This window comes from uncultured Flavobacterium sp., from assembly GCF_951805225.1.
Classification (GTDB): domain Bacteria; phylum Bacteroidota; class Bacteroidia; order Flavobacteriales; family Flavobacteriaceae; genus Flavobacterium.
Map to the genome: position 1 here is coordinate 3,685,410 of NZ_OX638201.1, position 21,898 is coordinate 3,707,307.

22 protein-coding genes are annotated in these 21,898 nt (G+C 31.7%); 18 read left to right on the top strand and 4 right to left on the bottom strand.

The features are described 5' to 3' along the window. Positions 1 to 128: 128 nt before the first annotated feature. The 5 genes from WN975_RS15175 to WN975_RS15195 all read left to right on the top strand — a co-directional run bounded on the left by WN975_RS15175 (position 129) and on the right by WN975_RS15195 (position 5,671). Complete coding sequence (locus WN975_RS15175; protein WP_337967270.1) at positions 129 to 1,211, top strand: DNA replication/repair protein RecF; 1,083 nt, start codon at positions 129 to 131, stop codon at positions 1,209 to 1,211. Positions 1,212 to 1,470: 259 nt separating this feature from the next. Further along, positions 1,471 to 2,169 carry a thioredoxin domain-containing protein gene (locus tag WN975_RS15180; protein WP_337967271.1) on the top strand — a complete coding sequence of 233 codons (699 nt, stop codon included), beginning with the start codon at positions 1,471 to 1,473 and terminating at the stop codon, positions 2,167 to 2,169. Between the two features lie 10 nt (positions 2,170 to 2,179). Next, positions 2,180 to 2,857, top strand: a complete 678-nt coding sequence (locus WN975_RS15185) for a DUF2461 domain-containing protein (RefSeq protein WP_337967272.1) — start codon at positions 2,180 to 2,182, stop codon at positions 2,855 to 2,857. 153 nt (positions 2,858 to 3,010) lie between these two features. Beyond that, complete coding sequence (locus WN975_RS15190; protein WP_337967273.1) at positions 3,011 to 4,069, top strand: glycosyltransferase; 1,059 nt, start codon at positions 3,011 to 3,013, stop codon at positions 4,067 to 4,069. Between the two features lie 45 nt (positions 4,070 to 4,114). Next, on the top strand, positions 4,115 to 5,671 hold the full coding sequence (locus WN975_RS15195; protein WP_337967274.1) for a rhomboid family intramembrane serine protease: 1,557 nt from the start codon (positions 4,115 to 4,117) through the stop codon (positions 5,669 to 5,671). A gap of 51 nt (positions 5,672 to 5,722) precedes the next feature. On the opposite strand, the gene WN975_RS15200 is transcribed toward WN975_RS15195, so the two are convergent. Further along, entirely contained in the window at positions 5,723 to 6,421 is a 699-nt protein-coding gene (locus WN975_RS15200; protein WP_337967275.1) for a hypothetical protein, read from the bottom strand. A gap of 134 nt (positions 6,422 to 6,555) precedes the next feature. Here WN975_RS15200 and hisC point away from each other — a divergent pair, with 134 nt between their 5' ends. Next, positions 6,556 to 7,656, top strand: coding sequence for a histidinol-phosphate transaminase (hisC, locus tag WN975_RS15205; protein ID WP_337967276.1), 1,101 nt, complete (start codon positions 6,556 to 6,558; stop codon positions 7,654 to 7,656). Positions 7,657 to 7,668: 12 nt separating this feature from the next. Here the strand turns inward: hisC and WN975_RS15210 are convergent, their stop codons facing one another. Beyond that, the gene (locus WN975_RS15210) at positions 7,669 to 8,499 is read right to left on the bottom strand and encodes a hypothetical protein (protein ID WP_337967277.1); all 831 of its coding nucleotides are present in this window, start codon (positions 8,497 to 8,499) and stop codon (positions 7,669 to 7,671) included. A 244-nt stretch (positions 8,500 to 8,743) separates the two neighbouring features. On the opposite strand from WN975_RS15210, the gene murB reads away from it, so the two are divergent. From murB to WN975_RS15255, 9 genes are all read left to right on the top strand, one after another. Continuing rightward, positions 8,744 to 9,757 (top strand): UDP-N-acetylmuramate dehydrogenase, encoded by a 1,014-nt coding sequence (gene murB, locus WN975_RS15215; RefSeq protein ID WP_337967278.1) that lies wholly within the window; start codon positions 8,744 to 8,746, stop codon positions 9,755 to 9,757. A gap of 29 nt (positions 9,758 to 9,786) precedes the next feature. Further along, entirely contained in the window at positions 9,787 to 10,296 is a 510-nt protein-coding gene (locus WN975_RS15220) for a hypothetical protein (protein WP_337967279.1), read from the top strand. A gap of 4 nt (positions 10,297 to 10,300) precedes the next feature. Continuing rightward, entirely contained in the window at positions 10,301 to 10,759 is a 459-nt protein-coding gene (locus WN975_RS15225; RefSeq protein ID WP_337967280.1) for a GNAT family N-acetyltransferase, read from the top strand. An 18-nt stretch (positions 10,760 to 10,777) separates the two neighbouring features. Continuing rightward, a complete protein-coding gene (locus WN975_RS15230; protein WP_337967281.1) occupies positions 10,778 to 11,392 on the top strand; it encodes an FMN-binding negative transcriptional regulator in 615 nt (204 codons plus the stop codon). Positions 11,393 to 11,475: 83 nt separating this feature from the next. Then, complete coding sequence (locus WN975_RS15235; RefSeq protein WP_337967282.1) at positions 11,476 to 12,582, top strand: glycosyltransferase; 1,107 nt, start codon at positions 11,476 to 11,478, stop codon at positions 12,580 to 12,582. Beyond that, positions 12,573 to 13,124, top strand: coding sequence for a sigma-70 family RNA polymerase sigma factor (locus tag WN975_RS15240; RefSeq protein WP_099709419.1), 552 nt, complete (start codon positions 12,573 to 12,575; stop codon positions 13,122 to 13,124). The genes WN975_RS15235 and WN975_RS15240 overlap by 10 nt, the downstream gene beginning before the upstream one ends. Positions 13,125 to 13,279: 155 nt before the next feature. Beyond that, entirely contained in the window at positions 13,280 to 14,104 is an 825-nt protein-coding gene (locus WN975_RS15245) for an energy transducer TonB (protein WP_337967283.1), read from the top strand. 140 nt (positions 14,105 to 14,244) lie between these two features. Further along, positions 14,245 to 14,976 (top strand): DUF4184 family protein, encoded by a 732-nt coding sequence (locus WN975_RS15250; protein WP_337967284.1) that lies wholly within the window; start codon positions 14,245 to 14,247, stop codon positions 14,974 to 14,976. A gap of 64 nt (positions 14,977 to 15,040) precedes the next feature. Then, positions 15,041 to 15,421: a PH domain-containing protein gene (locus WN975_RS15255; protein WP_121328953.1), complete on the top strand. Its 381-nt coding sequence runs from the start codon at positions 15,041 to 15,043 to the stop codon at positions 15,419 to 15,421. A gap of 67 nt (positions 15,422 to 15,488) precedes the next feature. Here the strand turns inward: WN975_RS15255 and WN975_RS15260 are convergent, their stop codons facing one another. Further along, on the bottom strand, positions 15,489 to 16,358 hold the full coding sequence (locus WN975_RS15260; RefSeq protein WP_337967285.1) for a M48 family metalloprotease: 870 nt from the start codon (positions 16,356 to 16,358) through the stop codon (positions 15,489 to 15,491). 330 nt (positions 16,359 to 16,688) lie between these two features. Here WN975_RS15260 and lipA point away from each other — a divergent pair, with 330 nt between their 5' ends. From lipA to WN975_RS15275, 3 genes are all read left to right on the top strand, one after another. Then, on the top strand, positions 16,689 to 17,555 hold the full coding sequence (gene lipA, locus WN975_RS15265) for a lipoyl synthase (RefSeq protein WP_095382922.1): 867 nt from the start codon (positions 16,689 to 16,691) through the stop codon (positions 17,553 to 17,555). An 89-nt stretch (positions 17,556 to 17,644) separates the two neighbouring features. Continuing rightward, positions 17,645 to 18,643 carry a type I glyceraldehyde-3-phosphate dehydrogenase gene (gene gap / locus WN975_RS15270; RefSeq protein WP_337967286.1) on the top strand — a complete coding sequence of 333 codons (999 nt, stop codon included), beginning with the start codon at positions 17,645 to 17,647 and terminating at the stop codon, positions 18,641 to 18,643. 26 nt (positions 18,644 to 18,669) lie between these two features. Continuing rightward, positions 18,670 to 20,841 carry an ATP-binding protein gene (locus WN975_RS15275; protein WP_337967287.1) on the top strand — a complete coding sequence of 724 codons (2,172 nt, stop codon included), beginning with the start codon at positions 18,670 to 18,672 and terminating at the stop codon, positions 20,839 to 20,841. Positions 20,842 to 20,865: 24 nt separating this feature from the next. On the opposite strand, the gene lpxK is transcribed toward WN975_RS15275, so the two are convergent. Further along, positions 20,866 to 21,894, bottom strand: coding sequence for a tetraacyldisaccharide 4'-kinase (gene lpxK / locus WN975_RS15280; protein WP_337967288.1), 1,029 nt, complete (start codon positions 21,892 to 21,894; stop codon positions 20,866 to 20,868). Positions 21,895 to 21,898 lie beyond the last annotated feature (4 nt).

Genomic DNA, 21,898 nt, shown 5'->3' on the forward strand with positions numbered 1-21,898 from the left:
CATTTATTGAATTAAATTTGCGGAACAAAATCCTTTTTAATCTTTTAATCTGTGGCAGAAAAACCTAATCTGCAGGATAAAGTCATAATCTGGAAACGTCAACTTTTATCATTACAGTTTCAAAAACAATGCATTTAAACAAAATTTCTTTATTCAATTATAAAAATTTCTCTGAAATCAGTTTTGATTTTGACCACAAGATCAATTGTTTTGTGGGCAAAAACGGAATTGGGAAAACCAATGTTCTTGATGCAATTTATCATTTGGCTTATGGAAAAAGTTATTTTAATCCGTTGGCGGTTCAAAACATCAAACACGGAGAAGAGTTTTTTGTAATCGACGCCGAATTAGAGAAAAATGAAAGAACAGAACAAATCGTTTGCAGTTTAAAAAAAGGACAAAAGAAAATTTTAAAAAGAAACGGAAAAGCTTACGATAAATTCTCCGATCATATTGGGTTTATTCCGCTTGTAATTATTTCTCCCGCAGATCGTGATTTAATTGTTGAAGGAAGTGAAACGCGACGTAAATTCATGGATAGCGTGATTTCGCAATTAGATTCCACTTATTTACATCAACTTATTCAATATCAGAAAATAATTGTACAGCGAAATGCTTTGCTTAAATATTTTGCGCTGAATCATGTTTTCGATAATGATACCTTATCTATATATAATGAACAACTAAATAGTTTTGGACAATCGATTTTCGAAAAAAGAAAAGATTTTCTGGAACAATTCATACCTATATTTAATGTACATCACCAAGCCATAACAGGATCTGAGGAAACAGTGCAATTGGTTTATGAAAGTAATTTGTTCGAAAAAGATTTATTGACATTATTAAAGGAGAACATTAATAAAGATCGCGCGCTGCAATATACAAGTGTCGGAATTCATAAAGATGATTTGTCATTTGAAATTGATTCGCATCCAATAAAGAAATTTGGATCACAAGGTCAGCAGAAATCTTTTCTGATTGCTTTGAAATTAGCACAATTCGAATTTCTAAAAAAACAAAGCGGCGTAAAACCGTTATTATTATTTGATGATATTTTTGACAAATTAGATGAAAATCGCGTTGCCAAAATTATCGAAATGGTAAATAGCGAAACTTTTGGTCAGCTTTTTATCTCAGATACACATCCGGAACGTACCGAAGCGATAGTAAAATCGACACATCAGACTTATAAGATGTTTAATTTAGGGTGATTTTTTTTTGCCACGAATTTCACTAATTTTCACTAATTGTCTTTGTCTAAAATAATAGCTAAGGATTTTAGCTTTGACAAAGTTCAAAACTTTGTCAAAGCTGAACAGCGAACAGTTATTTAAAAAATTCGTGCTAATTCGTGCAATTCGTGGCGAGAAACCTTTAATCCCAACAAACCTTTTTTTTTCACTTTCTATTATGAACTCAAAAATTGAAAAATCATTACTTTAGCAATTCTATATTTTAAAATTCAGTCTTATGAAATTTTCTAAAATTTTATTCCTAATAGTTTCCGTTGTACTGATTTCCTGTAATGAAAAGAAAGACAATTCTTTTAAGGAGATTGCTCCGAAAGATTTTGCAGAAAAAATCAAAACAACCGAGAATCCTCAAATACTTGACGTTCGAACTCCTGAAGAATTCGAATCTGAACATATTGACAATGCCGCAAATGTAAACTGGAACAGTGAAGATTTTGCCGAAAAAGCAGCTTCTTACGATAAATCGAAACCTGTTTTTGTATATTGTTTAAGTGGCGGAAGAAGTAAAAAAGCTGCCGCAAAACTAAATGAATTAGGTTTTACCAATGTTTATGAATTAGAAGGCGGAATCATGAAATGGAATGCAGAAGGATTATCAAAACCTTCGACGGCTCAAGTGGGAATGACGATGAATGATTTTAATGATTTATTAAATTCAGACAAAAAAGTTCTGGTTGATTTCTATGCAGAATGGTGTGGTCCATGCAAACAAATGGAACCGTATCTTTTGAAAATGCAAAAAGAAATGGCCGACAAAGTGGTTATCATTCGTGTTGATGTGGACAAAAACAAAACTTTGGCAACTCAACTAAAAATTGACCAACTTCCAACTATGGTTTTATACGAAAACAAAGCTGTACAATGGAAAAATATTGGTTTTATCACCGAAAAAGACTTAAAAAAACAACTGCAATAATATAACGAATATGCTAACTAAAGAATCATTGCAATTTTTAGACGATTTAAAAAAGAACAACAACAGAGATTGGTTTCAGGAGAATAAAAAACGATACGAAGTTTTCAAAAAAGATTACCATCAATTGGTTAGTGATTTTCTGGATGCAATGAAGCCTCTTGATCCGTCATTAGAATTATTGGAAGTTAAAAATTGTACTTTCAGAATCAATCGTGACATTCGTTTTTCTAAAGACAAATCTCCTTATAAAGCACATTTGGGCGTTTGGATGTCATCTGGCGCAAAAGGTCAAAATCGTTCCGGGTATTATGTACATATAGAAAAAGGCGCCAGTTTTATTGCCGGAGGATTTTACTCTCCAGATCCGGATCAATTGAAAAAAGTTCGTAAAGAAATTGCTTTTTTCCATGATGATTTAGAAGCTATTTTAGCAGATAAAAACTTCAAGAAAGAATTTGGAAATTTAGATTTTGACGAAAATAATTCACTTAAAAATCCACCAAGAGGTTACGAAAAAGAACATCCAGCAATTGAGTTTTTGAAACTAAAAAGTTTTACAGCAACTCAAAAATATGATATTTCCGAAGTGACGCAAAAAGATTTTGTTTCCAAAATAAGCAAGAAATTAATCGCCTTAAAACCATTGAACGAATTTATCAATCGTGCTTTAGATACTGACGAATTTTAAAATAGTTTTTTTCGCCACGAATTTCACGAAATAGCACGAATTAATTAGTGGAAATTTGTGAAATTTGTAAAAAAAATCTAAAAAGAATTATCGCCACGAATTCACGAATTATTTAAAATTCATTCGTGAATTCGTGGCGAAAAAAAACTATTAATGAAGAGAAAAATACTTTTTCTGGGAGAATCTTATCGTGCAGACGCGATTACGTGGATGAAGGGTTTGAAGGAATTTGGAGATTTTGAAATCTGTACTTGGGAACTTCAAACGCCAAATAATTCGAAAATCAATCGATTCAAACGTATTTTAGAATACATCTTCTCTCCTATTTCTATTCGAAAAACTATTCGGGAACATAAACCGGATATGATTATTGCAGAAAGAACCACAAGTTATGGTTTTCTTGCTGCGATTTCAGGAATGCATCCAATTGCAATTGCGCAACAAGGCCGAACTGATTTATGGCCGGACGGTTCTGTTTTACTTCCTTTTAAGAAAATCATTCAGAAATATGCTTTCAAAAAAGCCGATTTAATTCATGCTTGGGGTCCGGTTATGACGATTTCTATGAAAGAAATTGGCGTTGATATGAATAAAGTTTTGGTTATCCCGAAAGGAATTGACTTATCGCTTTTTTCTCCTTCGATAAATAATTCAAGCAAAATTGAAGCGATTGTAACTCGTTCTTTGCAACCCGAATATCGCCATGATTCTATTTTGAAAGCTTTTGCGATTCTTAACCAAAAAGGAATTGACTTTTCATTGACTATTGTTGGCGACGGAACAAGATTGCAATTTTTGAAAGATTTAGCAAAAGAATTACAAATCGAAAACAAAGTGATTTTCACAGGAAAAATCCCAAATACTGAGCTTCCTAAATTATTACAACAATCGAATATTTATATTAGTATGCCAATTACCGAAGGCGTTTCGGCTTCTTTATTTGAAGCAATGGCTTGCAATTGTTATCCTGTAGTTTCAGACATTCCTGGAAATCAAAGCTGGATTAAACATCGCAAAAACGGACAATTAATTGAAATCGATAATATCGAAATGCTTACCGAAGAACTTATTTGGTCTTTCGAAAATCCCGAATCCCGAAATAATGCTATTTTGCAAAACAGAAAGTTTGTAGAAGAAAATGCGAATTATGATATCAATATGAAGATTATTGCAGATAAATATCATGAGTTACTAAACCAATATTCTAATTAACTTCCTCAATTAAACCAATCAAAGCAACCTTTTTTATATTTTAAAATGAAAGATCTTTTAGAAAAAATCAAATTAATTTACTTGCCTTTTTTAATAATTGCAATTAGTTTTATTTCTATTTATACTTTCCTGCATTGGTTTTTATTTATCAAATTTGAATTATTTCCCGCTAAGGAAATGTTTTTAAAATTTTGGTTTCCTTGTGGTATTCCATGTATTCTTGTTTACCTTTTTTTAAGACCAAGATTAAAGAACTTAAAATTTAAAGATGATAATAAATCTTTTTTCTTTCATTTAATGGCAGTCGTAGTAATCATAATTCCAACTATGATCGCGCAAGAATATTTGATTACAGCAACTGGAAAACTGACTCCTCTTGATACTATTTCTGAGATTCCAAAACATGAAAAGACAAAATATTATACTTTACAAAAATTCTATATTGACAAAAAGAATATTGGCGTTCTAAACACTGGCGAAGCAACCGGAAAAAACAACGAACGTTTTAATATGCTTATATATGTAGCAATGCCCATTTTAGAAACATCCAAGGAAACTTCCAGACATGAATGTAAATATTGGCTAGGAAAAAGATACTCCGAAGAAATAAGCAATAGTTTATCTAATGGCGAAAAACAGATTAAATTCAAGGATTTTGCTGCAAGAACTGAAAAGGAATTTAATGATACCGATTTTAATCAATTTACTTATTTAGAACTAGTAGGAAACACCGAAGATCATGATAATTTTAATTCGGCAATCGAACAAAATACGCATTACGATCTTAATAAACCCTTTTTATTAATCGCACACGACGAACCTTTTAAAAACCGAAACGGTAAAAAACTCGAATGGGTTTTAGGTTCTTTAGGAATTGGCCTTTTATTTTGGTTTATTCTAATATTTTTCACCAAACTGAAACCACAAAGTTTCAGAAACCTTAAAATTGAAAAAAAATCAAAATTAGAAAGTCTGAAAAATACTTTTGATTTTTTAGTGCCAAGAGAAGATTTTTACATCACTCCAATTTTAATTAACCTCAACTTATTCGTTTTCATTTTAATGGTTTGTACAGGTTTTGGACTTTTTACTTTTAAAGGAAAAGATCTGCTTGATTGGGGCGCAAACTTCAGACCTTTTGTCGAAGACGGACAATGGTGGAGATTACTTACATCTGTCTTTTTGCATGGCGGTATAATGCATTTAGTCTCAAATATGTTTGGTCTTTATATTGTTGGTTTATTTTTGGAACCCGTTTTAGGAAAAACAAAATACCTTTTAATATATCTCGTTACAGGATTTTTTGCAAGTCTGGCGAGTATTTGGTGGCATGACGCAACTGTAAGCGTTGGAGCATCAGGAGCAATTTTTGGGCTTTATGGACTTTTTATTGCGTTATCGCTTCGAAAAGTTTTTTCGGCACTAGTAAACAAAGCTTATTTAGTTTTCAGTGCAATATTTGTGGGCTACAATTTATTAATGGGATTATTTGGAAATATTGATAATGCAGCGCACGTTGGAGGACTTGTAAGTGGTTTTGTTATTGGCTGTATAATAGCATCACATTTAAGAGAACAGAAGGACTTTGACGATCAATTCTAATTGGAATAAAACCCTTTTACGTTAGAACCAAAACGTAACTTTTTTTTAATTTTATCGCGGATAAGCCAAAGAAACTTTCTTTTTAAAATCATCATAAATCACAAAGTGAAATTTGCTGTTTTCTTGTACAAGAATAACATCACCGTATTTTTCCTTTTTTGAAAAGACAACTTTGCAATTAGACAAATCAATTAGTTTTTTAGGATCAATACAATCTTTTATGATTTCTTCCTGATTGTTTCCTTTTGTATTATTCCAAACAAAATCATACGATCTCCAATCAAAAGAATTCATCAGTTTATTGTATAAAACCTTATTTTCATCATCTTCTAAAATTCCATTGCTTTCGATTAATCGAATTGATTTTGAATCTTTATAAATATAAAAAATCCCTAAATCTCTATTCAAATCTGATTCTGATTTTAACTGTTCGCCACACCAACCGCTAAAATGAATATCAGCTACAATAAAACGAATATGAGCATCATCAATCATTATAAATCTTCCTGAAGAAGATGTAAAACAATCATTGCCGCAAGGAGCTGAATATCTACTTTCGAATGTTCCATCTAAATTCAACCTCACATTATTACCATACGAGAACTGCTTTTCTGCGATTAGAGCATATTTTTTACAATCTCCAACTCCAATTATCTTATTAACATTCCAAATTCCGTATATATTTGTTTGAGCATTAGAAAACACTGAAAAGAATATACTTAGAAATAAAAACACAAGATTGTTCTTCATGATTAATTTAGATATAATTACATCATTATAATTCATTCAAACTTACAAAAAGAAAATCTAAAAATACCTCGTAACTTTCCTCCTATTTCAACGACATACTATTATACTGAATTGTTTAATTTAATCTAAAAGAGATGAATAACAGAAGAAATTGGCTAAAACAAATAGGATTAGGAACTATAGGATTAGGATTTTGTCAGCTTGATGCATTTGCAAGTCCTACAGAAGAATACATTTTACCTGATTTAGACAATTCTCCAATATTACTCAGATCAAATGAAAACCCTTACGGTCCATCTCCGTTAGCACGCGCTGCAATGGCAAAAAGTATCAATACCAGTAATCGCTATGGCTGGACTCTTTGGCCTGAATTAATTACGCTAATTGCTAAGAAAAATAATGTTTCGGATAACAATATTACATTAGGCGCGGGTTCAACTGAAATTTTAGATTTAGTACTTCAATACACGGCATCCAAAAAAGAGAATTTTATAATGGCCGAAACCACTTTTGATTATTGGACCGCTCCTTATGAAAAATTAGGACTTAAGAAAATAACGGTTCCATTAACCAAAGACAAAAAACATGATTTACCTGCCATGTTGAAAGCTATTGATTCAGAAACTAAAATGATTTATATCTGCAATCCAAATAATCCAACAGGAACAATCTGCAATAGAGAAGAATTGGTTTCTTTTATAAATGAAGCTTCAAAAAAAGTAATCGTTTTTGTTGATGAAGCTTATATAGATTTCACAAAAGAACAATCTTTAACAAATCTTGTTATCGAAAATAAAAATGTGATTATCACCAAAACATTCTCAAAAATGTATGGTTTGGCAGGCGCTCGCGTTGGTTATGCTGTTGCGCATTCCGCTACAATAGATGAAATCAACAATTTTAAATCTTCACCAAATATGTCTGTCAGCGTTGTATCGGCGACAGCTGCAATTGCATCTTTAAACGATGAAAATTTCGTTAGACAAGTTTACACTTCAAATGAAGAGGTGAAAAAATATACGATAGAACAACTTACCAAACTTAATCTGGAGTGCATTCCGTCTTATTCAAATTTTGTTTATTTCTCTTTAGAAAATTATAAAAAAGATTATTTCAAACAATTAGAAAGTCATAATATAATGGGAACGAGAATCTATGAAGAAAACGGAAAATGGACCAGAATTACGATAGGAACCTTAAAAGAAATGCAACGATTTATTGCCGCTATAAACTAAAGTCTATAATAATTAACATCCTACGGTAACAAAAACTCCAACTGGTTTAATTGCTTTTCCTTTTTCGGCAGGTTTTGACAAATATAATGTTGGACTCGAAACATTGTAATGACTTGCTGTATCAATAATTAAATCTAATTTGTTGTCGTCATCAAGATCTCCGGCAAATATTATTTTAATCATTTGGTCATCAAAATTTTTCTTTGCAACCAGAAGTTCTGTAGTTTCTTTACCGTTAACAACCGTTTTTAGGTATAATTTATAATTCGAAACTACAATCCAATCTGAATCTTGTTGTTCTTTTTTCTTTTTGCCTGTAGCGAATAAAGTGTACTCAACGTTTTTGTAGCTGAATTTAAAACTCTCTTCCGGATAAATACTTTCAGGTATTTTGACGCTTGATATATTTCCGTCAATAAAATAAGGAAGTTTTTCAATTAAAATCAAACAAGAATCTTTTGCTTGAGCGCTAACTTCCCAACCGGTTTTCTCTTCGTCCGTTTCATCAAGTATTGGATCGTTTACTCGTTTAAAAGATACTGTAGTTTCGGCAAGTGAATAATTGTCCTTGTTTTTAAAAAGTCCAAACCAAACCTTCTTATTATAATTCTCCTGAATTTCATCAGAATGAAAGGTTTCCAAACGAATAATTTTAACTGGCAAAGCACTATCATTAGGAAAAGAAAACTCCTCTTTTACAGGATCATTTTCTACAATTTCTGTCTCTTTATCAGAATCTTTATAAACTTCAGTTTTTAATGCAATTTCCTTTTTGGAATTATTACAACTAATGAATTGAAAAATTATAATTATAAAAAACAATGTTTTAAAGACAGCTTTCATTTATTTGGTTTCGTTAATTTGGGGAATCAAACATACAAAAGAAAAGATTCATATCAGAAAAAGAATATAAAAATTGAATTACGAAATTGAAAAGTTTTCATTAAGTAAATCTTTTATAAAGTTCGATAAAGCGAATTAAAATTTCTACCTCATAATTTATCAAAATCTAACTCAAATAAATTATAATCCGTACTTTTGAGCCCAGAAATATCCCTGCATTTCGGGATCCAAAAGCCTTTTATTTATGGAAATCCAATCCAATTTTTCTTTAAAAAACTACAATACTTTTGGCATTGAAGCCAAAGCCAAACAATTTGTTGCAGTGCATTCAGTTGCCGAATTGAAAACAATTCTAGAGGAAAATAAAAACGAGAAGAAATTTATTTTAGGAGGCGGAAGCAATATGCTTCTTACTAAAGACATTGATGCTTTGGTGATTCATATTGATTTAAAAGGCAAAAAAATCATTAAAGAAGATGACGATTTTGTTTGGGTTGAAAGTCAAGCGGGCGAAACCTGGCACGATTTCGTATTGTGGACTATCGACAATAATTTTGGAGGTTTAGAAAACATGTCTCTAATTCCCGGAAATGTCGGTACAACGCCAGTTCAGAATATTGGCGCATACGGAACGGAGATAAAAGACACTTTTGTTTCGTGTGAAGCGATGAATATTGAATCGCAGGAAATAAAAACTTTCTCTAATGTCGAATGTAATTTTGGATATCGTGAAAGCATCTTTAAAAATGAAGTTAAAGATCAATTTATAATTACTTCTGTAGTTTATAAATTGACCAAACGCAATCATAAAATCAATACTTCTTACGGAGATATTACGGCTGAATTGGCTAAAAACAACATTACAAATCCAACTTTAAAAGATGTAAGTAATGCAGTAATCGCAATCAGACAAAGCAAATTACCGGATCCAAAAGAATTAGGAAATAGCGGAAGTTTCTTTAAAAATCCTATTTTATTGAAATCTGATTTCGAAAAAATTCATGCTAAATTCCCTGAAATGAAATATTATGAAGTTTCAGAAACTGAAGTAAAAGTTCCGGCTGGCTGGTTAATTGAACAAGCGGGATTTAAAGGAAAACGTTTTGGTGATGCGGGAGTTCACAAAAATCAAGCTTTGGTTTTGGTAAATTACGGAAACGCAACCGGACAAGAAATTTTAGCCGTTTCGAGAGATGTTCAAAAAACCGTTTTTGAAACTTTCGGAATTCATATTGAAGCAGAAGTTAATGTCATTTAAAAACAAGCATAAAATCCTTTAATTTCTAAATGAAAAAAATTAATTTCTTTGTAATTTTAATACAATTGTCTGGAATGATTTTCCTGATTCATGGCATATTACAATTACGATATTACTCCGTAGCCGAACAATATATTTGTGCTATAAAACATTTTCAAGGTCAAAAAACAGATTGCTGGAATGAATTATTCCCAACCAAAGAAATTATATTTGATTTTTGGCCAAGTATCTATATCTGGATATTCCTTGGTTTATTAATTGGGATTTTTGCAATTTCTTTCCTGAATTGGAAACATAAATTTTCGTCACTAAACTCGATTATAGTTGCTATAGTAATGTATATCATTATAAGGCTTAAGTTTTTTAGAAGAGGAGTTTTCTCTCGTTTATTTCACTCTTTTACATCTGCATTTTCTGATGATATTACCGTACAATTTATTGTTGGAGGAGTTCTTTTTACTTTAATGGGACTTGCAATTCTATGGCTCAGTGTTCATCCAAATTGGTTTAGTTCCAGAAAAGACTTAGTCTCAAATTAAAAAAATGGCACAAATACCTTCTATAAAAACAGCAAATCCAAGTGATGAAAAAGTCGCTGCAATTATCGAAGAATTGTCCATAAATCTCTATCTTCGTTTTGGAAGCGACGGAAATAATTCGTTTACAGATTGGCAATATAACAATCCCAAATTTGTCTTTGTTATAGCCGAACTTGAAGATGAAGTTATTGGTTGTGGCGCCATCAGACCAATTAATGATACAATTGGTGAAGTAAAACGAATGTATTCAAAATTTCCCGGCAAGAAAATCGGGCAAACAATTTTAGCATTTTTAGAAGAAAAAGCCAAAACAATTGGATATACTGATTTGATTCTGGAAACACGAGTAAAAAATCTGGAAGCAATTCAGTTTTACCAAAAACAAGAATATAACACAATTCCGAATTACGGAAAATATAAAGATCGACCAGAAGCTATTTGTCTTGGAAAATCTCTAAAATAAATTTCATTACCCGAAGCAATGTACACACCTAAAATATACAAAGACGAAGATCCGGAATCTATCAGAACTTTTTTGAAAGAAAATAGTTTTGGAATTCTGATCAATCAAACTCACGGAAAATTATGCGCAACACATATTCCAATTGAGCTTGAAGTGAATGCTGACGGAAAAGAAATTCTGCAAGGACATCTTTCTAAACTTAATCCGCAAGCAGAAGGTTTTACAGAAAACGATCAGGTTTTAGCAGTATTTACAGGACCGCATAGTTATATTTCTTCGTCTTGGTACGATCATGAAAATGTTCCAACATGGAATTATATAGCCGTACATGTTTATGGACGAATTAAAATTGTTGACCAGGAAACTACTATAGAACAGCTTAAAAAATTGGTTGATAAATACGAAGCCAATTCTGTAAATCCCGTTCGTGTTGAAGATTTATCAGCAAAAACAATGCGCGAAGCCAGAGGAATCTTTGGTTTTGAAATTGAAATCGACGAGATTCAAGCCACCAAAAAACTATCTCAAAACAGAGACGATCATAATTATAAAAATATAATTTCGGAGTTAGAAAAAAGCGAAAACCCTCAGGCTATTGCTGTTGCGAAAGAAATGTCGAAATGCCGAAAGTAAATCGGCTTTAGCCATTGAAATCTAGGAATTCATAAGTACATTTGCACTCGCAAGATTTAGAAATTAAAAGACATTAAAATCAGATGCTTATAACTTTACTTTACTTCTTTATTGCTATTGTTTTTATTCAGGTTTTCTATTATTTAGGAATTTTTGGAAAATTTGCCTTTGGTAAACCTCAAGAAATTACATCAAAAAATCTTCCTGTTTCAGTAATTGTATGTGCTAAAAATGAAGAAGAAAACGTTAAAAAATTCATTCCATTATTAGCAGAACAAGATTATCCTGATTTTGAAATTGTTTTAATTGACGATGCTTCAAGCGATGAAACATTAGAAGCTTTTGAAGAATTTGAACAACAATACCCGAACATTCGCTTGGTTAAAGTACAAAATAATGAAGCCTTTTGGGGAAATAAAAAATACGCCTTAACATTAGGAATTAAAGCATCAAGAAAAGAGTACTTATTATTTACTGATGCTGATTGTTATCCAACTTCAAAAAACTGGATCACTGCAATGACTTCACAATTCACAATGAACAAAACTATTGTTTTGGGTTATGGTGGTTATGAAAAAATCGAGCGTTCATTATTAAATAAAGTAATTCGTTTTGAAACTGTTTTAACAGCAGTGCAATATTTTTCGTGGGCAAAATTGGGTCTTCCATATATGGGAGTTGGACGAAATCTTGCTTATAAAAAAGAAGAATTTTTTAATGTTAATGGTTTTATAGATCACATTCAGGTTCGTTCCGGCGATGATGATTTGTTCATTAATCAGGCTGCAACCAAAGAAAACACTGCAATTTCTTATACTCCGGAAAGTTTTACTTATTCAAAACCAAAGGAAACTTATAAAGAATGGTTTACCCAAAAAAGAAGACATACTTCTACAGCAGAATATTATAAGTTTTTTGATAAAATGCAATTGGGTTTATTCTTCTGCACACAATTATTATTCTTTATATTAGTTATTGTTTTATTGGCTTTCCAATTTCAATGGATAGCTGTGTTGGCTATTTTAGCGACACGTTACACTATTGTTTGGACAGTAATTGGATTTTCTGCGGGGAAATTAAAAGAAAATGATCTTAAAATTTGGTTTCCTATTGTAGAAATCGTGCTTATATTCACGCAAATTAATATCTTTATAACTAATATCTTTTCAAAACCTGTACATTGGAAATAAATTCTAAAATAGAAAAAGCAAAAAAAGGCGACCAGATCGCCTTTACTTTTTTATTAGATTATTACTGGAATGAGGTTTATGGCTTCATGTTAAAACGTACCGAAAACGAAACTACTGCCGAAGATATTACCATTGAGACTTTCTCAAAAGCTTTTGACAAAATAGCCACATACAATTCTGAATTTCAATTCAATACCTGGTTAATTGCAATTGCAAAAAATGTGTACATTGATTTACTTCGAAAAAAGAAAACTAATCTTTTTATAGAAATCACTGACGCCGACGATCAGCAGGCTTACAATATTGCTGACCCTACTCCATCTGCTGAAGATGCTTTAATTAAAGAGCAAAACCTCTCCCGATTGCTTCTTTGCATCAAAGAATTAAAACCCCACTATCAAGAAGTAATCCAGTTACGTTACTTTCAGGAAATGACTTATCAGGAAATCGCTGTCAAGATTGACGAGCCTTTGAGCAACGTAAAAGTAAAATTACTTCGTGCCAAAAAATTATTAGCAGAAATCATTGAACGTAATAGATAATTTATTATCTTTAGGTAAATAATAAAATATAATCGTATTTATTCTTAAAAAAATAAATTATTCATATACTAAAATAACAATCCCTACGTTGTTAGCTAAAACCAAAACCCAATTGCTTATGATTTAAAGTTACTTAACCTTAAAATCCAAAAATCATGTCTAAATCAAACATCTACGAAACCACTTGGACTGACCTAGTTTTCGAAAACAAAAACAAAGAGTACGGCGCGTATCAATTACGTCAGGAAAATTCTAAAACTACCGTTACAGCACTATTTGCAGGATTGCTATTATTGGCAAGCATTGGAACTGGTTCGATGTTGATTAATAAATTAAGAGGCGGGACTATCGTAGAGACGGTACCAACCGCTCCTGATATTCCAATTCACCCAACAAAAGTTGACATTCACCCGAACGTAGTAGAACCGCCAAAACCAGTTGCGCCTCCACAAAAAACTGCACCTGTTACTGAAGTAGTTCAGTTAACACATCCTGTGGTTGCTGCACCAACTGAGGCTACACCGGAAATTGCAACTAATAAACAAAATGGTCCTACTGTTGACAATGCTACGCCAGGAAACGGAACTCCTAGTAATAATGTATTACCTGGTGGTAACGGCCCAGAAATAGTAATAACACCATCAGTGAATCCAGAGGTTCCTGTAATTGTTTCCGCATTAGACAAATTGCCGGAATTTCCTGGAGGAATTAATAAGTTCTACACTTTCGTGGGAAATAATTTCAACAGACCTGAATTAGATGCAGAAAAAACATTAAAAGTATATGTTTCTTTCGTAATTGAAAGAGACGGTTCAATGACTGACATCGAAGTAAAAAGAGATCCGGGTTACGGAATGGGTAAAGAAGCAATTAGAGTATTAAAATCATTAAAAACAAAATGGACTCCGGGAATGCTAAACGGAAAAGCAGTGAGAACCGCTTACAATCTCCCAATAACAATAAAAACTGAACTAGAATAATAAATATTAAAAAGCAGAACTTAGGTTCTGCTTTTTTTTGCTTCTATTTTAAAATTAAGAGATTAAGGAAATATGTTTTCTGCTTGATTTATTAATCTTAATTTTAACCTCATACAAAACCTTAATTCTATTTAAACTGAATGCCTTTTACTTTTTCTCATCCTGCAATAATTTTACCGTTAAGATATTTACCTAAAAATTATTTTTCATTAACTGGACTTATAATCGGAAGCTTGACACCAGATTTTGAATATTTTATTCGGATGAAAGTTCAAAGTATTTACAGCCATACACTTTACGGAATATTTTGGTTTGATCTGCCATTAGCAATATTACTTACTTTTATCTTTCACAATATTGTACGAAACGATTTATACCATAATTTACCACTGATTATTAAATCCAGAATTTCAACCTTTTCTGATTTTAACTGGAACAATTATTTTAAAACTAATTGGATTGTTGTATTAATTTCTATAATAATTGGTATTGTATCACATATTTTCTGGGATGGTTTTACACACGATCACGGTTATTTTGTGAATCATATTTCTGAACTTAGAAATTCTGTTTCTCTTTTTGATATAAAAATTCCCGTTTTAAAAATAGCACAGCATTTAAGCAGTTTAATCGGAGCAATAGTGATAGTATTTGCAATATCAAAACTTCCAAAAGATAACACTTCGACAACTTTAGCAAATAAATTATATTGGGTTTATCTTATACTTTTTACAAGCTTAATTATTACAATTCGGTTTTTAAGCGGTCTTGATTTTAAAGCATACGGAAATATTATTGTTTCGATAATTTCAGGAATTTTACTTTCACTTATTTTGACTCCACTTTTTATAAAAGGAGCTCGAAAAAATTAACAAAATCAATTACTTTTACAACTTCTAAAAAAGAAAAAATTGTAATCAAATTAAAAACTAAAAAATGGGAATATTTTCAGCTATTCTTGGAAACGCTGGTTCAGTAAGCCAAGAAGATTTACTTAAAAAATACGGACAGCTTTTAACTGATAATGAAGAAATCGAAATGGGTTTTAAATTAATCCGTGATACTTTTATCTTCACCAACAAAAGATTAATTCTTGTTGACGTACAAGGAATAACAGGAAGCAAAACGGAATACAAATCAATTGCTTACAAAAGTATTACAAGATTCAGCGTAGAAACTGCTGGAACTTTTGATCTTGATGCCGAATTAAAAATCTGGGTTGCCAGCGAATTGCAACCAAGCATCGTAAAACAATTCAACAAATCTGTAAATGTTTATGATGTGCAAAAAGTATTAGCATTTCACGTTTTAGGTTAATCTTAAAAATAAAAAACCCGACAAATTTCTGAAACTTGTCGGGTTTTATTTTTCTAATTAGAAATTATTATTTCTTTTTAGTTGTCGTCTTTTTCGTCGTAGCTTTTTTGGTTGTTGTTTTTGCCGGCGCTGTGTTTACGATTTTTTGTTGCACATAAGGCTTATATAAACCGTCTTTTTCAGCACGTTTTTTAGCATCTTCAGCTCTTTGTTTAGAATCCGGGTGAGAACTCATCATTTGATCAATAAATGAAGACTCTGTTCCTTCGCTCATTTTAGCAAGAATTCTAAAAGCAGATTCTTCAGCGTTTACATTATAACCATTCTTTTTCAAAAAGTTATAAGAAAACAAATCAGCTTCAGCTTCTTGTTTACGGCTAAATTTACTATCAATAATTGAACTTCCTATTTTCCCTAACTGACTGTCTGTAACTGTTGCAACTGTCGTAGATTGTGAAGCCGCAGCATCCATTAAAGCTTCTTTTTTATAAGCCGCTTTTATAGCATCTTGAGAATCATGATTTGCAACGTGTCCAATTTCGTGTCCAATTACAGCCAGTAATTCATTATCATCCATGATATCCATTAAACCGGTATATACACGAACACTTCCGTCAGCAGTTGCAAAAGCATTTACTTCTTTTAGCTTATAAACTTTATAGTTTAGTGTGTAACCTTCACCAGCAGTATATTTTCCAAAAACCCTGTTCAATCTTAAAGTATAAGGATCTGTTGCACTTGCAACGTCATGCTCAGCATCCATTTTATCAACTGCAGCCTTAGACAAAGCAGCTGCATCAGCATTACTGAATGTAAAACCTGTAATTCCTTTTTGAACGGCTCCTATAGCTTTATCTCCAAAATTAATTTGCGCATTCATTCTAGTGAAACCCAAAGTGGCAAATAAAACTCCAAATACAATAAATTTCTTTTTCATGTTTTTTATTATTACAATTTAACAACAAATGTAGTACAACATCAATGCCTTTTTATTTCGATAAAGGTTATTTTTTTAACAAATAAAGATATAAATTTTAAACGAGTAAAAATCAGACTTCTATCATTATTATTCGTCTTTCCTTAATTAACAAACAAAAAATAATCATTTGAGTCAACATCATGATTTAAAAACAGAAATTTAACATTATGATAAAATTATCACCAAAACAAACTCTTGCAATTCACAAGTAGATGAATACCAAATTAAATCTTAAACGAATCTCCAAATAAACTACATTGCTTATCTTTGTACTTTGAATTTTGATATATGGAAACAGTCATTGAAAATATACCAACTGGAAAACCTAAATGGTTAAAAGTAAAACTTCCAATTGGACAAAAATATACTGAACTACGTGGTTTGGTTGATAAATACAGCTTAAATACTATTTGTACCTCAGGAAGTTGTCCTAATATGGGCGAATGTTGGGGAGAAGGAACGGCAACATTTATGATTTTAGGAAATGTTTGTACGCGTTCTTGCGGATTTTGCGGGGTTAAAACCGGAAGACCTGAAACCGTAGATTGGGACGAACCGGAAAAAGTAGCTCGTTCTATAAAAATCATGAACATCAAACACGCTGTAATTACAAGTGTTGACAGAGATGATTTAAAAGATGGCGGTTCTATTATCTGGATTGAAACTGTAAAAGCAATTCGTAGAATGAACCCAAATACTACTCTTGAAACTTTAATTCCTGATTTTCAAGGAATCGAAAGAAATCTTGATCGAATTGTAGAAGCAAATCCTGAAGTAGTTTCGCATAATGTTGAAACGGTTCGTCGTTTAACTCGCGAAGTTCGTATTCAGGCAAAATATGATCGTAGCTTAGAAGTTTTACGCTATTTGAAAGAAAAAGGAATCAACAGAACTAAATCAGGAATTATGCTTGGATTAGGCGAAACTGAAGAGGAAGTTTTTCAAACTATGACAGATTTACGCAATGCAAATGTTGACGTTGTTACTATTGGTCAATACCTACAGCCAAGTAAAAAACACTTACCAGTTAAAGAATTTATCACGCCAGAACAATTTGCCAAGTATGAAAAATTTGGTCTTGAATTAGGTTTCCGTCATGTTGAAAGTGGGCCTTTAGTTCGTTCTTCATACAAAGCACAAAAACATATTTTATAAAAAGTTTATTTGTTAACTGTTTAATCGTTTAATCGTATTTACAATTAAACGATTAAACAGCTGAACGATTAAACAAATAAATAAAAAACTTGAAAACTAGAATTGCTATCAACGGTTTTGGAAGAATTGGAAGAAATCTATTCCGTCTTCTTATAAACCATCCCCAAATAGAAGTCGTTGCAATTAATGATATTGCAGATAACAGAACCATGTCGCATTTGATAAAATACGACAGTATTCACGGTGTTTTACCCTATAAAGTTAGTCATGATGACGAGGGTATTATTGTTGAAGGAAAACATTATTTGTTCTTTCATGAAAAAAGTATTTCGAATTTAGACTGGAAAAGTCATGATATTGATTTCGTGATCGAGTCTACCGGAAAATACAAAACGCATGAAGAATTAAATGCACATATCGAAGCTGGAGCTAAAAAAGTAATACTTTCTGCTCCATCAGAAGTTGATACTATAAAAACAGTAGTTCTTGGTGTAAATGAAAATATCCTCGATGGAACTGAAAATATTGTTTCGAATGCAAGTTGCACGACAAATAATGCTGCTCCAATGATAAAAATCATCGATGAATTGTGCGGAATTGAGCAAGCTTACATCACAACAATACATTCATATACAACAGACCAAAGTCTTCACGACCAGCCACATAAGGACTTGCGACGCGCAAGAGGTGCAAGTCAGTCGATTGTTCCAACAACTACGGGTGCAGCTAAGGCATTAACAAAAATTTTTCCTAAATTGCATCATAAAATCGGAGGTTGCGGAATTCGTGTTCCGGTTCCAGATGGTTCCCTGACAGACATAACATTTAATGTAAAACGCGCTGTTACGATTGAAGAAATTAATAACGCATTTGAAAAAGCCTCAAAAACAAATTTAAAAGGAATATTAGATTACACAGAAGATCCAATCGTTTCTGTTGATGTAATTGGCAATACACATTCGTGCTTATTTGACGCGCAACTAACATCTGTCATTGACAAAATGGTAAAAGTTGTGGGTTGGTACGATAATGAAATTGGCTATTCATCAAGATTAATAGATTTGATTTTACTAATAAAGAAAACGTAGAATTCATTGTAAAAGCATTGCCATACATGAAATATCATCTTTTTATTCTTGTTTGTTTTTTTAATTCATTTTTGTATTCTCAAACTAAAAAGAGTACAGATAGCATTTCCTATTATAACAAACTGGTAAACAAGAATCTTAATAAAAAAGAATATAATCAGGCGGTCTTTTACACTAAAAAATCAATCGATTTTTGCGAAACTAATCATAAAACAGAGAATTTAGCTAATCAGACTTTTAAGCTTGGTAAAATTTATTACGGTCAAAAAAAATACGAAGAAGCACTAAAAAACTTCCACAAAAGTATTTCCTATTTTGATGATGTAAATCCAACTTGTACCAAAGTATTGGCGCTTCATTATATTGGCGTAACCAATACTGCAAAAGGAGATCATAAAACTGCTGAGATTTATTATAAAAAAGCAGATGATCTTTTAAAACAGCTTAATATTACCGATCATGCAGAGGTCTTAAGTTATCAGAAAGCAATAGCACTAAAAACAAGTAAAAACTTGCCTTTGGCCGCAAAATCTTTTCAGAAAATAATTAAAAAACCAGATAATCCTTCACTTCAAAAAACAAAAATTGACGCTTATTATCAACTTGGTTTAATCGAAACACAACTAAAACGAAACGATTCTGCCATAATTTATTTTGATCGCGCTTTAGATTATAATGCCAAAACTAATAATCTGGCTCAAAAATCTAAAATCGTCTTAGGAATTAGCGAATATTATAAGCGAAATAAAAACTATGATCTCGCCTATTCTTATTTAGACGAACATTATCAAATAGAAAATTATCTGTTAAAGTTAAAAAACGCAAAGATTGATCTTAATGAATTCGAGAAATTCAAAAAAAATCAATCTTTAAATAATACGCTTAAACGCGAAAGTGAAGAAAAAATTCAGCTGAAAACATATCGTTATTCAAAACTTGTGAGTATTCTAGCTATTGCACTTATTTCGATTTTATCGCTTTTGAGTTTAGCTTTATATAAAAATAATATTATTCGAAATCAAAATAATTTACTTCTAAGAGAAAAAAACAAAGAACTTATTCTGGCAAAAAATAAAGCCGAAAAAGCATCAAAAGCCAGATCAGAATTTCTATCAACTGTAAGTCATGAACTGCGGACGCCTTTGAACGCCATAAACGGAATCACACATTTATTACTGGAAGACAATCCTAAAAAAACACAATTAAAATATCTCGAGTCTCTAAAATTCTCCGGAAATTACCTCACTACTTTTATTAATGAAATTCTTGAAATCAACAAAATCGATTCGACTAAAGTTGAAATAGAAAACATTAGCTTCAATCTTAAAGAATTATTATTCAACATTCAGAGTTCTCTGAAAGAATTAGCGACAGCCAATAAAAATTATTTTAATCTGGAAATTGACAAAACAATTCCGGATAATTTAATTGGCGATCCGACCAAGCTATCGCAAATCATATTAAACTTAATAAACAACGCTTTAAAATTTACGCAAAACGGAAACGTAAATGTTATTGCAAAATTATATGCTCAGGAAGACGATATCGCAACTGTTTATTTTGAAATCGTTGACACCGGAATTGGAATTCCTGAAGATAAATTACAAACTGTTTTTGAAAGTTTCTCTCAAGGATCAATTGAGGTTAATAGAAAATATGGCGGAACCGGATTGGGTCTTACCATTGTAAAAAAATTAATTGAACTTTTGGGCGGAGAAATAAAACTAAAAAGTGAAGTAGGAAAGGGATCTACTTTTACCTTCAAACTAAATTTTAAAATCAACAACGAACCATTGGAAGTAGTCGAAGAAACCAAACCTTATAATGACAAGCAACTAAAACACAAATCGATTTTATTGATTGAAGACAACAAAATCAATCAAATGATTACCCGAAAAATGCTTGAAAACAAAGCGATTTGTTGCGAAATTCTCGACAATGGTGAAGACGCTGTAGAACTTTTGAAAGTCAAACGTTTCGACATGATTTTAATGGATGTTCATTTACCTGGAATAAACGGAACGACAGCCACACAACAAATCAGGGAATTTGATAAAACGACTCCAATTATTGCACTGACAGCAATTTCGCTTGACGAAAACAGAGATATGCTTCTATCTTTTGGAATGAATGATGTTATAACAAAACCATTTGTTCCAGACGAATTTTACAGCACAATTGCGAAGTTTTTTGATTAATTTTTTTCTTTAAGCTCTTAGTTGCTAAGATTCTAAGCCTCTAAATTTCTTGACATACTCCAAAATTGTTGCGTCAAAATTTTGCTGATGTTTGATAAACGTACTTTTAATTGGCAGATAATACAATTGCGAAACGAGTTTAGAATCTTTTAAGCGCACATAATCTTTCTCAGTTGTAATGATTTTTTTGTTCTGCGCCTTATTCTGAATCGAATCTAAATCAGAATCTAAAAAATTATGATGATCCGGAAAAATCAGGCATTCATCTTTTTCATTTTTTAAATAATCAAAAAATGGAGTTGGTTTTGCGATTCCAGCCAAAAGCAATTTAGGTTCATTTTTAATTTCGTTTACAGCAATTTTTTCTTCTTTGCCATAAATTGCATCGTCATAATCGATAAATGTAAAATACGATTGTTGCGAACAACTAAGTTTCAGTTTTAACCTGATTTCTTCTTGCTTTTCATCCGATAAATCTTTTGGACATTTTGTTACCACGATGATATTGGCACGGTTTACTCCGCTTCTGCTTTCACGCAAATTTCCGGTTGGAAGCATAAAATCATCGGCATACAAATCACCATAAGAAGTCAGTAAAATATAAAATCCTGCTTTTACTTTTCGATGTTGATAAGCATCATCCAATAAAATTACCTGAGGTTTTTCTTGCTGCGAAAGTAATTGCGTAATCCCGTTTGTTCTGTCAGCATCAACTGCAACCTGAATATTTGGAAACTTTTGATAAAATTGAAACGGTTCATCACCCAAAATTTCGGCATTTGAAGTTGGACCAGCCAAAACAAAACCTTCAGATTTTCGTTTATAACCACGGCTTAAAGTCGCAACTTTATATTGATCAGACAATAACCGAATGAGATATTCGATTTGAGGAGTTTTACCAGTTCCGCCAACGCTCAGATTTCCAACAGCAATAACCGGAATATCAAATGAAGTTGATTTCAGAAGTCCTTTATCAAAAAGAAAATTCCTGATTGAAGTAATGAATCCGTATAAGATGGCAAACGGAAAAAGTATTTTTCGAAGTAAGTTCATAAAG